13 protein-coding genes and 1 pseudogene are annotated in these 13,018 nt (G+C 68.5%); 7 read left to right on the top strand and 7 right to left on the bottom strand.

Going from position 1 to position 13,018, the window contains the following annotated elements; genetic code table 11:
* Positions 1-11: 11 nt before the first annotated feature.
* The 4 genes from Q0480_RS15895 to alr all read left to right on the top strand — a co-directional run bounded on the left by Q0480_RS15895 (position 12) and on the right by alr (position 4,846).
* On the top strand, positions 12-764 hold the full coding sequence (locus Q0480_RS15895) for an SDR family oxidoreductase (RefSeq protein WP_299134377.1): 753 nt from the start codon (positions 12-14) through the stop codon (positions 762-764).
* 27 nt (positions 765-791) lie between these two features.
* A complete protein-coding gene (locus Q0480_RS15890) occupies positions 792-2,165 on the top strand; it encodes an aspartate aminotransferase family protein (RefSeq protein WP_299134376.1) in 1,374 nt (457 codons plus the stop codon).
* A 1-nt stretch (position 2,166) separates the two neighbouring features.
* Positions 2,167-3,627 carry an aldehyde dehydrogenase family protein gene (locus Q0480_RS15885; RefSeq protein ID WP_299134375.1) on the top strand — a complete coding sequence of 487 codons (1,461 nt, stop codon included), beginning with the start codon at positions 2,167-2,169 and terminating at the stop codon, positions 3,625-3,627.
* A gap of 67 nt (positions 3,628-3,694) precedes the next feature.
* On the top strand, positions 3,695-4,846 hold the full coding sequence (gene alr, locus Q0480_RS15880) for an alanine racemase (RefSeq protein ID WP_299134374.1): 1,152 nt from the start codon (positions 3,695-3,697) through the stop codon (positions 4,844-4,846).
* A 145-nt stretch (positions 4,847-4,991) separates the two neighbouring features.
* Here the strand turns inward: alr and Q0480_RS15875 are convergent, their stop codons facing one another.
* Positions 4,992-6,428: a DUF6880 family protein gene (locus tag Q0480_RS15875; RefSeq protein ID WP_299134373.1), complete on the bottom strand. Its 1,437-nt coding sequence runs from the start codon at positions 6,426-6,428 to the stop codon at positions 4,992-4,994.
* Positions 6,429-6,646: 218 nt separating this feature from the next.
* On the opposite strand from Q0480_RS15875, the gene Q0480_RS15870 reads away from it, so the two are divergent.
* Both Q0480_RS15870 and Q0480_RS15865 read left to right on the top strand, forming a co-directional pair.
* Positions 6,647-7,213 carry an integrase arm-type DNA-binding domain-containing protein gene (locus Q0480_RS15870; RefSeq protein ID WP_299134371.1) on the top strand — a complete coding sequence of 189 codons (567 nt, stop codon included), beginning with the start codon at positions 6,647-6,649 and terminating at the stop codon, positions 7,211-7,213.
* A gap of 444 nt (positions 7,214-7,657) precedes the next feature.
* Positions 7,658-8,104, top strand: coding sequence for an acetyltransferase (locus Q0480_RS15865; RefSeq protein WP_299134369.1), 447 nt, complete (start codon positions 7,658-7,660; stop codon positions 8,102-8,104).
* A 58-nt stretch (positions 8,105-8,162) separates the two neighbouring features.
* Here the strand turns inward: Q0480_RS15865 and Q0480_RS15860 are convergent, their stop codons facing one another.
* Genes Q0480_RS15860 through Q0480_RS15840 form a run of 5 tightly spaced genes read right to left on the bottom strand, consistent with a single transcriptional unit; the run spans position 8,163 to position 11,710 of the window.
* Entirely contained in the window at positions 8,163-8,828 is a 666-nt protein-coding gene (locus Q0480_RS15860; protein WP_299134368.1) for a GNAT family N-acetyltransferase, read from the bottom strand.
* 27 nt (positions 8,829-8,855) lie between these two features.
* Positions 8,856-9,638, bottom strand: a complete 783-nt coding sequence (locus tag Q0480_RS15855) for an anti-sigma factor (RefSeq protein WP_299134366.1) — start codon at positions 9,636-9,638, stop codon at positions 8,856-8,858.
* A complete protein-coding gene (locus Q0480_RS15850) occupies positions 9,635-10,363 on the bottom strand; it encodes a sigma-70 family RNA polymerase sigma factor (RefSeq protein ID WP_299134364.1) in 729 nt (242 codons plus the stop codon). Before Q0480_RS15850 ends, Q0480_RS15855 begins: the two co-directional genes overlap by 4 nt.
* A 13-nt stretch (positions 10,364-10,376) precedes the next feature.
* Positions 10,377-10,721: a cupredoxin family copper-binding protein gene (locus tag Q0480_RS15845; protein ID WP_299134363.1), complete on the bottom strand. Its 345-nt coding sequence runs from the start codon at positions 10,719-10,721 to the stop codon at positions 10,377-10,379.
* Between the two features lie 38 nt (positions 10,722-10,759).
* Entirely contained in the window at positions 10,760-11,710 is a 951-nt protein-coding gene (locus Q0480_RS15840) for a metallophosphoesterase (RefSeq protein ID WP_299134361.1), read from the bottom strand.
* 371 nt (positions 11,711-12,081) lie between these two features.
* On the opposite strand from Q0480_RS15840, the pseudogene Q0480_RS15835 reads away from it, so the two are divergent.
* Positions 12,082-12,313 (top strand): annotated as a pseudogene (locus tag Q0480_RS15835) (transposase); the annotation flags it as partial.
* A gap of 205 nt (positions 12,314-12,518) precedes the next feature.
* Here Q0480_RS15835 and Q0480_RS15830 read toward each other — a convergent pair.
* Positions 12,519-12,776, bottom strand: a complete 258-nt coding sequence (locus tag Q0480_RS15830; RefSeq protein WP_299134359.1) for a hypothetical protein — start codon at positions 12,774-12,776, stop codon at positions 12,519-12,521.
* Positions 12,777-13,018 lie beyond the last annotated feature (242 nt).

Genomic DNA, 13,018 nt, shown 5'->3' with positions numbered 1-13,018 from the left:
AGAGAACATCAATGACCGCCGCATCCGATACCCCGAAGCCCGTCGTCGCCGTCACCGGCGCCAGCCGCGGCATCGGTCACGCCATCGTGCGCCAGTTCTACGCCAGGGGCTGGGACGTCATCACCCTCGCCCGGACACCCTTCTCGACCGTCTGCCCCTGGGCCGAGGGCATCGTGAAGCATATCGAGGTCAATCTCTCGGATCTCGACTCGGTGCGCGCCGCGGCGGCGGCGTTGCGGGGCCAACTCGACCAGCGCGGACTGTCCGCGCTGGTCAACAACGCCGGCATCTCGCCCAAGACGCCGGGCGGCGGCCGCATGGACGCGATCTCGACGCCCGTCGACACCTTCTACGACGTGACGACGGTGAACCTCATCGCCCCGCTCGTGCTCTGTCAGGAACTGATCGAGCCGCTGAAGACCGCCAAGGGCGCGATCGTGAACATCAGTTCCATCGCCGGTTCCCGCGTACATCCCTTCGCCGGCGCCGCCTATGCGGCGTCCAAGGCCGCGCTCTCGGCGCTGACCCGCGAACTCGCCCACGACCTCGCCCCCTTCGGCGTGCGGGTGAACGCGGTGGCGCCGGGTGAGATCGCGACCGACATCCTCTCCCCCGGCACCGAGCGGATCGTCGAGGAACAGGTTCCGATGAGGCGGCTCGGCCGCCCGGAGGAGGTGGCCGAGGTCGTCGCCTTCCTCGCGGGGCGGCAATCCTCCTATGTCACCGGCTCCGAGATCCCGATCAACGGCGGCCAGCACATCTAGTCCCCCCTACACCACGAGACCAGAATCATGAGCGACATGCGAAATTTCGACAGCTCTCCCGAAGCGCGGGACGCCGCCTATCACTTCCACGGCTACACCGAGGCCAAGCGGCATCTCGAAGTCGGCCCGATGATCATCGAGCGCGGCGAGGGCATCCATGTCTTCGACAACCAGGGCAAGCGCTACATCGAGGGCCTGTCCGGCCTCTGGAGCGTCGGCGTCGGCTTCAACGAGCCGCGCCTGATCGCCGCCGCCACGGCCCAGCTGCGGAAGCTGCCCTTCTACCACAACTTCGGCCACAAGTCGCACGGACCGGCCATCGACCTGGCCGAAAAGCTGATCTCGATCGCTCCCGTGCCGATGAGCAAGGTCTACTACACCAATTCGGGGTCGGAAGCGAACGACACCGTCCTGAAGATGGTCTGGTACCGCTCGAACTCCCTCGGCCTGCCGGAGAAGAAGAAGGTCATCGCCCGCAACCGCGGCTATCACGGCGTCACCATCGCCGCGGGCAGCCTGACCGGCCTGCCGAACAACCACCGCTCCTTCGACATGCCGATCGACCGGGTATTCCACACCACCGCGCCGCACTACTGGAAAGAGGGCCGGCCGGGCGAGACGGAGGAACAGTTCGCCACCCGCTGCGCCGAGGATCTCGACGCGCTGATCCAGCGCGAGGGCCCGGACACCATCGCCGCCTTCTGGGCGGAGCCGGTGATGGGCGCGGGTGGCGTCGTCACCCCCCCGGCGACCTACTGGGAGAAGATCCAGGCGGTTCTCGCCAGGTATGACATCCTGCTGGTCGCCGACGAAGTGATCTGCGGCTTCGGGCGCACCGGCAACATGTTCGGCTCCACCACCTACGGGATGCGCCCCGACGTCATGGTGCTGTCGAAGCAGATCACCTCCTCCTACGTGCCCTTCTCGGCCATCCTCGTGAATGACCGGGTCTTCGGCCCGATCGCCGACGAAAGCGAGCGGATCGGCGTCTTCGGCCACGGCTACACCGGCGGCAGCCATCCGCTCGGCGCGGCGGTGGCGCTGGAGAACATCGCCATCATCGAGGAGCGCGATCTGGTCGGCAACGTCCGCGAGGTCGGCGGCCGGTTCCTGTCCAGTCTCGAAACCCTGCTCGATCATCCGCTGGTCGGCGAGGTCCGGGGCGTCGGCCTGATCGCGGCGGTGGAACTCGTCAACGACAAGGCTGCGAAGTCCGTCACCGGCCCGGTCGGAAAGCTGGGCGGCGCGATGAACGCGGCGTTGCAGAGGAACGGGGTGATCTCGCGCAATCTCGGCGACGCGGTGGCCTTCTGCCCGCCGATGATCATCACCGCCGAGCAGGCGGACGATCTGTTCGACCGCGTCAAGACATCCCTCGCGGACGTGGAGGCCGAGGTCTGAAATGAACGACGTGCTCCTGAAGACCAGGGAAAAGCTGAACTTCATCGCCGGCGAGTGGGTCGGCGGCGCGGACGCGGCCGAGAACCGCAGCCCGTCCGACACCGATGACGTGATCGGCCTCTATACCCGCGCCAGCCGCGAGCAGGCGGAGGCGGCGATCGCCGCCGCCAGCGCCGCCCTGCCGGTCTGGGGGGCCACCACCCCGCAGGCCCGCGCCGATATCCTCGAGGCCGTCGGCGTCGAGCTTCTGGCGCGGCGGGAGGAACTCGGCGAGCTTCTCGCCCGCGAAGAGGGCAAGGTCCGGGCCGAGGCCATCGGCGAGGTGGTCCGCGCCGGCCAGCTCTTCAAGTTCTACGCCCAGGAAGCCCTGCGCGTGGAGGGGATCGCCATCGCCTCCACCCGCCCCGGCGTCCGCGTCGAGGTGCGCTACGAACCCGTGGGCGTGGTGGGGATCATCACCCCGTGGAACTACCCGATCGCCATCCCGGCCTGGAAGATCGCCCCGGCGCTGGCCTACGGCAATACGGTCGTCTTCAAGCCCGCCGACCTGACGCCCGCCTGCGGCTGGGAGCTGGCGGAGATCCTGTCGCGCGCCGGCCTGCCGGCGGGAGCCTTCAACCTCGTCATGGGCCGTGGCTCGGTGGTCGGCGACGTCATCGCCCGGTCGCCGGGCGTGGCGGCGGTGACCTTCACCGGCTCGGAGAGCACCGGCCGCGGCATCCGCGAGATCGTCGCCGGCCGGGGCGCGAAGATCCAGCAGGAGATGGGCGGCAAGAGCCCGCTGGTCGTTCTCGACGACGCGGATCTCGCCAACGCCATCGATTGCGCCATCGGCGGCTCGGTCATGTCCACCGGCCAGCGCTGCACCTCCAACACCCGGATCATCGCGACGCCGGGCATCCACGACGCCCTTGCCGAAGGCATGGCGGAGCGGACCCGCGGGCTGCGCGTCGGCCATGCGCTGGACGCGGCCAGCCAGATCGGCCCGGTCGTCGACGACAAGCAGATGCGGGTGAACCTGCGCTACCTCGGCATCGCCGATGGCGAAGGGGCGAGCCGGCTCTGCGGCGGCGAGGTGCTGGAGCGGGAGACCAAGGGCTTCTTCCTGTCACCGGCGGTCTATGCCGGCTGCGACAACAGCATGACCCATGTGCGCGAGGAGATCTTCGGGCCGGTGGTCAGCGTGCTGAAGGCGCCAGGCTATGACGCGGCGCTCGCCATCGCCAACGACTCGCTCCTCGGCCTGTCGTCCGGCATCTGCACGCGATCGCTGAAATACGCCGAGGACTTCAAGACCCGCTCCACCTCCGGTATGGTCTTCGTCAACCTGCCGACGGCGGGTGTCGACTACCACGTGCCGTTCGGCGGCAAGAAGGGCTCCTCCTACGGCAGCCGGGAACAGGGCCGCGCGGCGCGGGAGTTCTTCACCGCCTCGAAGACCACCTACACCAACCCGCTCTGACGAGAGCATCGCTCGGCACCGGCGGGCCGCGAGCCCGCCGGCGCTCCCTCCGACGAACGAAACCGACATGCACAGTGAAATCCGAAGCCTCGCGGCGGAGGCGCATCGGCCAGGCCACGCGGGCGGGCTGCTCGAGATCGACCTCGGCGCGATCGCGGCCAACTGGCGTCTGCTCGCCGGGCGCCTCGGCGCGGCGGGCTGCGCCGCGGTGGTGAAGGCCGACGCCTACGGCCTCGGCGCCGACCGGGTCGCCCCCGCCCTCTTCGACGCGGGCGCGCGGCAATTTTTCGTCGCCCATCTCGACGAGGCACTGGCGCTGCGGCGGGTGCTTCCCGGGGCGGCGGAGATCTTCGTGCTGAACGGCCTGCCGGCGGGGGCGGAGGCCGACTGCGCCGCCGCGGGCGTGCGGCCCGTCCTCAACAGCCTGCCGGAAATCGAACGCTGGACCAGGCTCGCCCGGGCGCAAGGCGGCGCGCTGCCGGCGGCGGCGCAGGTCGACAGCGGCATGTCGCGCATGGGCCTGCCGGCCGCCGAACTCGACCGGATCGCCGCCGATCCGTCGCTGCTCGAGGGCGTGACGCTCCGGCTCGTCATGAGCCATCTCGCATGCGCGGACGAGCCGGCGCATCCAATGAACCGCTCCCAGCTCGCGGCCTTCGAGGCCGCGCGGCGCCGACTGCCGGCCGCGCCGGCCAGTTTCGCCAACTCGTCGGGGATATTCCTCGGGCCCGACTACCATTTCGATCTCGGCCGTCCGGGCGCGGCCCTCTACGGCCTCAATCCCGTCCCGACCGAGGCCAATCCCATGCGGCCGGTGGTGCGTCTGCTCGGGCGCATCCTCCAGATCCGCGACATTCCGGCCAATGCCAGGGTTGGCTACGGCGCGTCCTGGACCGCGACCCGACCCAGCCGCATCGCCACCGTCGCGGTCGGCTATGCCGACGGCTTCCTGCGCGGCCTGTCCGGTCGCGCGACCGCCAATGCCGGCGACATCCCCGTACCGATGGCCGGGCGCGTTTCGATGGACAGCATCACCTTCGACGTCACCGACGCGCCCGAGGCGCGGCCCGGTGGCTTCCTCGAACTGATCGGCCCGCGCACGTCCGCCGACGCCCTCGCCGCCGCGGCCGGAACGATCGGCTACGAAATCCTCACCTCGCTCGGCGCGCGCTATGCGCGGACCTACCACTCCCCCCAATCCCGGGGTTCCAGGGCATGAAGGTCGTCATCGCGGCGGTTTTCGCGCGCGTGCTTGCGCCATGCGTCCCATGCCCAATCGACCGCCACATGGCCCAGCCTCGACAACGTTCGCGTCAGGCGATCGGGATCGGCATGAATGTCGGGAATGATATCGCAGTGCGTTGTCAGGCGAAGTGCCCCCAGAAGCCGGACTTCCGGCCGTGCTCGCTCTTCAGGCGCGCGGCATAGGCGTCATGCGTCTCGACCGGCGCGAAGTTCTCGATCCGTCCGGCAAGGTCGGCGCAGCTGGCCAGATGCCGCGCCGCGTAGCCGTAGCGCTTCGACCTCGCCTTGCTCAGCGTGAAGTCGATCATCGCCCGCAGCGCCAGCGTCGCGGCCAGCGGGTGCCGGTCGGACAGTGCCTCGGCCGCGGGAACAAGGAACTCGTAGTGGTCGCCGTCGATCTCCCCGTGCCGATCGATGAGCAGGCGCGCGGCATGGTCCGGGGACGGCCAGTCGAGAAAGAATCCCAGCGCCGGAAGCAGGCCCGGATGCGCGGCGGCATGCGCCATCGCCCGTTCCTCGGCCTCGATGTCGTCGAAGTCAGGCAGCCGCTTCAGATAGGCCCGCAGGTGCTCGACCGACAGGTCGCGCGCGAAGCACGCCCAGCGGAAGGCCTGCGCCTCATCCTTGCGATCCAGCGCCTCCAGCACCCCGAGCCGGGCGTCCTGCCACTCGGCCGGGATCCAGCGCGCTTCCTTCACCTCTGCCCGCTCGATGAAGCCGAGCGCTTCCGCCGCCCTGCCGGCCGCCAGCAGGCGCCGCGCGATCTCGGCGGCGATCTTCGGCACCTTGCGGGTCTTCGGATCGTACTGCGCGATGAAACCGTCGACGTCGCCCTGCGCGTCGGCGATGTCCTTCAGCGCCATCTCGACCGTGCTCCGCCGCGCGTGTTCCTCCATCTCGTGGGCATAGCGGGTGCCGCCGCTGCCCCAGCCGACCGCATGCCATTCGCTCTTCGGCGGCACCGGTACGGGCGTTCGTCCGAGGTCCTCGACCAGCTCTTTCAGCCGCGCGACGCCCCCGGGTCCCAGCGCCGGGGCGATGATGTCGATCAGCCCGTCGTACTGACCAAAGCCGTTGCCCCGCAGCGCATCGAGAACCTGCCGCGCCAGCGCCTCCGGATCCGGCGCGGCCGCCCTGGCGACCTCGCCCAGATCGGCGCAGGCCTGGTGGAAGATGTCGATGACGATGCCGCTACCGTCGTCGCAGCGTTCGAATATGGGCGTGGCCAACCCCATGAACCGCCAGAGAAGGGCCAGCGCCTCGCGGGGATCCCGCGGGGCGATCTGTTCCATGATGGCGCTGCGCTGCGTCTCGAGATCCTTCACCAGCGGCTTGCGGTTCTGCCAGTCCACGAAGGCGCGGGCGCGCGCGATGCTGGTCAGCCGCTTGGTGATTTCCCGCGCCGCCTCCTTCGGACCGTGCGTCCCGGCAAGCGCGAGCCGCAGTCGCCGCTTCGCCGCGGCATCGCCGGTGCTGATCTCGATCAGCAGTTGCGCCAGCCGTTCGGCGCCCAGCGCCTCCAGGTTCTTTGCATTCAGGGTGGTTTTTGACGCCATCGGGATTCCGCTTCTTTTCGCCGACTGTAACCGCGCGGCGGAACGACCGGAACCCGCGCCGTGATTCGCACCACCCGCCGGTTCCGCTCGAACACGCGATCCAACACCTGCGCACCTCCACGCAGAACTTCCTTTCCATTCGCAATATCAATGTGTTCGTTGACCGGCAGCGAGCATTGCGCACTGTGGAAGCCAGATAACCGAGAAGCCGATTTCCCATGCCCAAGCTCACCAAGCGCATCGTCGACACAGCAGAGGCCCGGCCCGCTGAATATTTCGTCTGGGACAGCGACATTCCGGGCTTTGGGCTCCGCGTGCGGCCGAGCGGGCGCAAGGGCTACGTGGTCCAGTATCACGCCGGACGCCGATCCCGGCGGATCAGCCTCGGGCCGAGCACGGTCCTGACCTGCGAGCAGGCGCGAACCCGCGCCATCACCATTGTCGCCGCAGCCCGCAATGGCGCGGACCCCGCCGCCGAACGGGACGCCGGGCGCAAGGCGATCACGGTGAAGGAACTGGCCGAGCGGTTCGACAAGGAACACATCGTCATCCGCGTGAAGGCGAGCACCGGCGAGGAATACCGCCGGAACCCGCGGCGCTTCATCCTGCCCGCGCTGGGGCAGTTCACAGTCACGGGGATCACCCGGGCGGATGTGGCAAAGTTCCACCACGACCCGCGTCTGCCGGATTCCAGGACCGGGGCCAAGGTCGTCCACCTCAGGCAACCCCATGAGCAGCAGATTGTTCCGCTGAACCGGGAGGGCATGCATGAAATTCATGGATAGGCTGTCTCGCCTCCTGGGTCGCCATCCGGATAGCCTCAAGACCGAAGCAGACAGACCCCAACATCAGAGCGATCATACTGCGACGAGCGACATCGAAATCCACGGCGCTCACAATGGTTCATCACGCCACGCGGGCGCCCTCGTCGTCCCGGCCAACATCTCCCTCGTCCCGCCGCCGCCGGCCTCCTCGTGATGACGACGGGATCCAGCTCTTCGTCTTCCCCGAGGGGTCGCCCGACCGCATCCTCTGGGCCGCCTGCCTCCTCCTCGTCCTCAGCCGCGGTCCGGCACCATCTCCGCCGATCGTCTCGCCGCTGTCACCCTCCACCGACCGTCCATGGGGTGACGCTCGCGGGTCGATCGAATATCTCTCGATCGAGGCTCATTCCAGCGCGCCCCGAATAGGGCTTGTCGCGGACTTTGAAGATCGGGCGAGGTAGGCGAATGTCGCGAGTTGTTTCTATCAGACCTTCGCGCCCCGACGAAGGCGAGCGCGCCATCGAGATCTGGCGCCGCGCGGTCGATGCGACGCATGATTTTCTGACATCCGAGGATCGTGCTGCGATCGATGAGGAAGTATGCGCCTTCCTGCCTCACGCCCCGCTTCTGTTCGCGGTCGATGCAGAGGATCGTCCCTTGGGCTTCATGCTGATCGAGAGCGGGAATATGGAGGCGCTGTTCGTGCACGCGGACTATCGTGGAACGGGTGTCGGGGCGGCTCTCGTGCGTCACGGCCTGGCGCTTCACCCGATGATGAGGACCGACGTCAATGAACAGAACGGTCAGGCGATGGGGTTCTATGCCCGAATGGGGTTTCATCCGACGGGACGCTCGCCTCTGGACGGACAGGGGCGACCCTATCCGCTTATCCACCTGATCCATCGGGGTTAGTTCGAGCAAGAAGCACGCCGCGAAGCGCCCGGGCCTGGCATTGCGAGCCGGTCACCGGTCAACGGAGCGCAAGGCACATCGCGCAGCGCGGCTCGCTCGGCAATCCCCGTTCGGCATCCTGCCGCAGCCGCTCAGCCAACCTCGTGCCGATCGCTGTGCCATCGACGATCCGGAAACCGGAACGCGCGTAGAATGGCGCATTCCAGGCGACATTCCGAAAGGTGGTGAGCGTAACGGCGGCAAGGCGCAGGCGCCGAGCCGCCATGACCGCCGCCTTGAGCAAGGCACCGCCGATGCCTTGCCCCTGACGCTCGCGCAGGACGCCGAATTCCCATACATGCAACGCGTCGCCCTCGACGCTCGCGCAAAGAAACCCAACCGGATTGCGTTCGCATTCGGCCAGCCAACTCGCTCCACCTGCGATCAGTTCGCGGTAGCGGCTGACAGGCAGGTCCTCGCCATCGGCGAGCCATGCGAGGTCCGGCAATTCGCGAAACAATGTGCCCGCCGAATTTTCGATGGCTGGCAAGCTCGGTGCATCAGCGTAGACCGCCCGCCGGATCGTCACTGGTGAATTCATGATCATGTCGCCTTTCGTGCCGTGCCGGATCGGCTCGACGAGTCCTGCTTCCTGCTCCCCGCTTTCAGCTGGCGGCGCTCGGCTCGATCGCCGCCGGGCCGGGAAGCTCATGTGAGCGAGGACGTCGACCTCGCTCACGTCCATCAGGTCAGTACGCTTCAGACACTCAGTTCAGTGGGGCGCGGCCGCCGCGAAGTCCTCCTGGAATTCCTTGAGTTCAACCGGATTCAGGTCCGATACGGCCCAGAAGTTCAGTCCGGCCTGCGACCATTCGATGAGGTTGTAGCCCTCGCGTTCGAGCGAGGCGCTGGCAGGTCGCATCTCGGGCCAGGTGAAGAGATTGATCGTGTGGCCGTCGCGCCGGTAGACGAGCACGGCGACCACGCGGCCGCCGACGTAGTCGACCCGGCCGCCGACGAGCGGGAAGCCTTGCGCCGCGAGGTCGACGACCGGCGGCGAGTAGTCGACGCGGCCCGCGAACCAGGGCTTCACCGTGTGCCGGTTCGAGGTCGCAACGTCGGTCAGATGGTCGGCCAGCAGCGAGCGGACATGGCTCGCCACGAGCTCGTCCTGAAGCGATCGATCCTGCCCAGGAGAGAAGACCAGAAAGAGCGCGGCGGCGAGCATCGCGGCCGACGGCACGAGGCTCCACGCCCGCAGGTAGTCGAAGGCCGCCTGGAGCGCGCCCCACCGGACGACCGGCCGCGGAGTGGCGCCCGCCGCCCCGTCGGCGATGGCAATCACCCGCTCGCGCAGCCCCTCGGGGACCGGCCAGCGGACGTCGTCCCGCCGGAGCGTGCGGCGGAGCGCCTCGAGCGTGCGCAGCTCGGCCGCGCAGCCCGCGCAACTCGCGAGGTGGCGCTCGATCTCGATCGCGTGCGCCGCGTCGAGTTCGCCGTCGACGAGGCCGTGCAGCCGCAGGCGCCACTCTGGGCATGGCTCGGGGCGGGTCATGCGAAGTCCTCTGATCCGTGGGATCTGCACCACTCGGCGCGAAACAGGTCGCGCGCGCGCGCCAGCCGCGACATCACGGTTCCGATCGGCACCGCGGTGACCTCCGCGATCTCCCGGTAGCTGAGGTCGGCGAGCTCGCGCAGCACCATCACCTCGCGGAACGGCTCGGGCAGGGCCTCGATCGCGGCGCGGACGTTCGCCGCCTCGTCGCGGCGCAGGAGCTGCGACTCAGGAGTGTCGGCATCGGTGAATCCGGGGGCGAGCGCGGCATTGTCGAGGCCGCCGTCGGCGCCGTCCGCCTCCGGCATCGGCTCGGTGCGGCGGGCGGCCGTCGTCGTGTCGGCGCGCCAGGTCCGGTAGCAGTTGCGCACGATCGTCAGGACCCAGGACCTGGCATCGCCGCCGCGGAACTGCTCGAAGCCGCGCCAGGCCCGCAGAAAGGCGTCCTGCACGATGTCCTCCGCCGCGTCCGCGTCGCGGCTGAGGAAGCGCGCCAGATTGTAGGCGGCGTCGAGGTGGGGAAGCATTGCGCCGTGGAAGTCCCCGGCGCCGACGGCCATGCGTTCGCCGCGCGCCCGCGACGCCGCGCTGGCGTCGCCGCGGACCATGGCGACGGGGCGGAAGCCCGCCCCGCCGAGGCTGCGCAGGAGGGCGAGTATCGCTGGCAGACAGTCGCCGGGCGCGCGCCACGCCAGGCCGCCTGTCGCAGTCATGCCCTGTTGCATGGTGCCTCCGCGCCTAGTCGGCGCCTGTGGCGACGACGACCTTGCCCGTCATATGCGGGTGCAGCGAGCAGAAGTAGTCGAAACTCCCGGTGCTCGAAAACGTGAAGGAATAGCTGTCGTCGGTGTCGAGCACCTTCGAGCGGAAACTCTTCGCCGTGTCGGCCACGACGTGCGGGATGTCGTCGTGGTTGATCCAGGTCACGGTCGTGCCGGGGGCGACGGTGACCTCGGCCGGCGAGAACGTGAAATTCTCGATCGCGACCGTCACCGCGGCGGGGGCGGCCATCGACGCGCCCCCGGTCGAGGCGAGCGCCGTCAAGACGGTGGCGGCGAACAGGAGCGCGGGTCGGTTGGGCAAGCGATTCATCGGGATTGTCCTTGTTCGGGGAGCTGCGATCAGCCGATGAGCGGCTGATCGACGATGGCGAGCGGCTGGTCGCCGCGCACGAAGTCGACGCTGGCGGTACCGAGATACTTGCCGAGCTCGCCGGCCGGGACGGTCACCGGACCGGGCGAGGGCGCGGCGCCCGGCGCCGGTTGCGGAAAAGCCGTCGAGCGCGCGGTGTGGAAGGCGATGTTGCCTTCAACCTTCTGCATCACCTGGTGGATGTGGCCGTTCAGCACGGTCACGGATCCGAACCGCCGGAGGTAGGAAAGCGCCCGGATGCCGTCGGACGTGCCCCAGCCCCATTCGGGATAGACGGTCCAGAGCGGGATGTGGGCGAAGACGACGATCGGGGTGCTGGATGCGAGGCCCGCGACGTCCGCCTCCATCCATTCGAGCTGCTCGTCGCCGAGGTTGCCGAGCCCGCCGGCCTTCAGGTTCACGACGTTGACAAGACCGATGAAGTGCACGCCGCTGTGGTCGAAGCTGTACCAGCCGGCACCGCGGGAACCGGCGCCATAGCGGTCGAGGTAGGCTTTGCCCTGGCCATCGTCGAGCAGGTCATGCTCGCCGGGCACGTAGAGCACCGGCAGCCCGGCTTCACGAATGATCTGATCTGCGTCATCGAATTCCTGGTCCTTCGAGAGATGGCTGATATCGCCGGTGTGGATCATGAAGGCGGGTTTGCTCGGCAGCGCGCGGATCCGGTCCACCGCCTGGCTCAAGGTCGCGAGCGCGTCCGGGTTGGCGGACTTGCTGAAACCGACATGGCTGTCGCTGATCTGCAGGAAGCTGAACGCCGACGTGGGCTCGGCGGCGAGCGCCGCGCCGAGGCCGACGCTTCGCGGCAGGCCGCCGGACAAGGTCCAGAGGACTCCCGTGCCGGCCCAGGTCATGCAGTGGAGGAAGCCGCGGCGGTCGATGCCGTCGGCGTCCGGCAAGGAATCGTCATCTGATTGCATGGTCTGCTCCGAGTTGAGGTTCGGGGACGTGACGTCTCCCACCAATCCAGACCGGGCGAGGCGCGGGTTTATTCGCCCGCGACATGAAAAAAAGGCGGCGGTTCCCGTACGGGTCATGCTCGGCGAGGAAATCGTTGATGGCGGCCTGGCGGCTGCGGCCCGTGCGCCTCCGGATTGACCGGTCGCGTGGGATCTCCTCGACCAGCCGAAAAAGGCACTGGCCGAGCGGGCGCTGACCGCCGAGACGGACCATCGCCTGGCCAATGGCGAGCGCGGCAATGGCCGCAACGGCATCGGTCACAAGACGGTGAAGCGTCGACGGCATGGAAGGAGGAGGCGGGTCGCTCCGGACCACGGGAGAGAGACCGGGGATGAAGCGAAGCAGGTTCACCGAAGAGCAGGTCATCGGGGTGCCGCGGAGGAGCGAGGCGGGGGCGACCGTCGCCGAGCTCTGCCACAAGCATGGCATGTCGTCGGCAACGTGCCACAGCCCGGAAAGCGACGTTCGGCGGGATGGACGTCTCCGATGCGAAGCGGCTCAGGGCGCTCGAGGACGAGAACGCTAAGCCGGAGCGCCTCCATGCGGACGCGCTGCCCGATAACGGCCGTCACTTCCGGGTGCTGACGATCATCGACGACGTCGCGAAGGAATGCCTGGCCGCGGTCCGCGACACTTCCTCTACCGCCACGCCGAAGCGCAACGGCGGCTTCCCGGAGTGTGGCAGGATTCGGGCTCGCCGCCAGAAGCGGCGGCGAGCGGGGAAGCCCCGGCGCGGTTCAGCGCCCCTTGGGCGATGCTCTTGTCGCGTCAGTCCGCGAGGATCCTCTCGAACTGCTGCATCTTCTCGCTCGACCTGTAATCGCCCGACTGGCCGATCATCGTGATCCCCGCCAGCTGCGACACCGTGAGGCTCGTAACATCGACGTTCGTGATGCCAACGTCGCGCAGCTCCTTCTGTGCCGAGAACTCCAGCATCGAGTGGGCGTTATCCGCGGCGTAGGCGAAAACCGGGGCCGCGAGGCCGGCGCCGGAGGCGAGGACGAGGGCGAACGCAAAGCGCTTCATGGTCAGTCTCCTTGGGTTGGATGAGGTTATTGCCGAATTGTGGATCGGGGACGTGACGTCTCCCACTGATCCAGACCGGGCGAGGCGCGGGTTTATTCGCCCGCGACATGAAAAAGGCGACGGGCGGGTGACATGGTGTAGGAGGCGGAGGGCGAAGCCTCCGGCGCAGCGCAGCGCGCGGCCGGCGGTATCGTTGGGCGGCCATTCGCGGCGCCACCGAAGATCGTGTCGCCCCCCGTGCC

Source organism: uncultured Amaricoccus sp., assembly GCF_937891315.1.
In the GTDB taxonomy this organism is placed as follows: Bacteria; Pseudomonadota; Alphaproteobacteria; order Rhodobacterales; family Rhodobacteraceae; genus Amaricoccus.
This window is presented reverse-complemented; position numbering and strand designations above follow the sequence as displayed.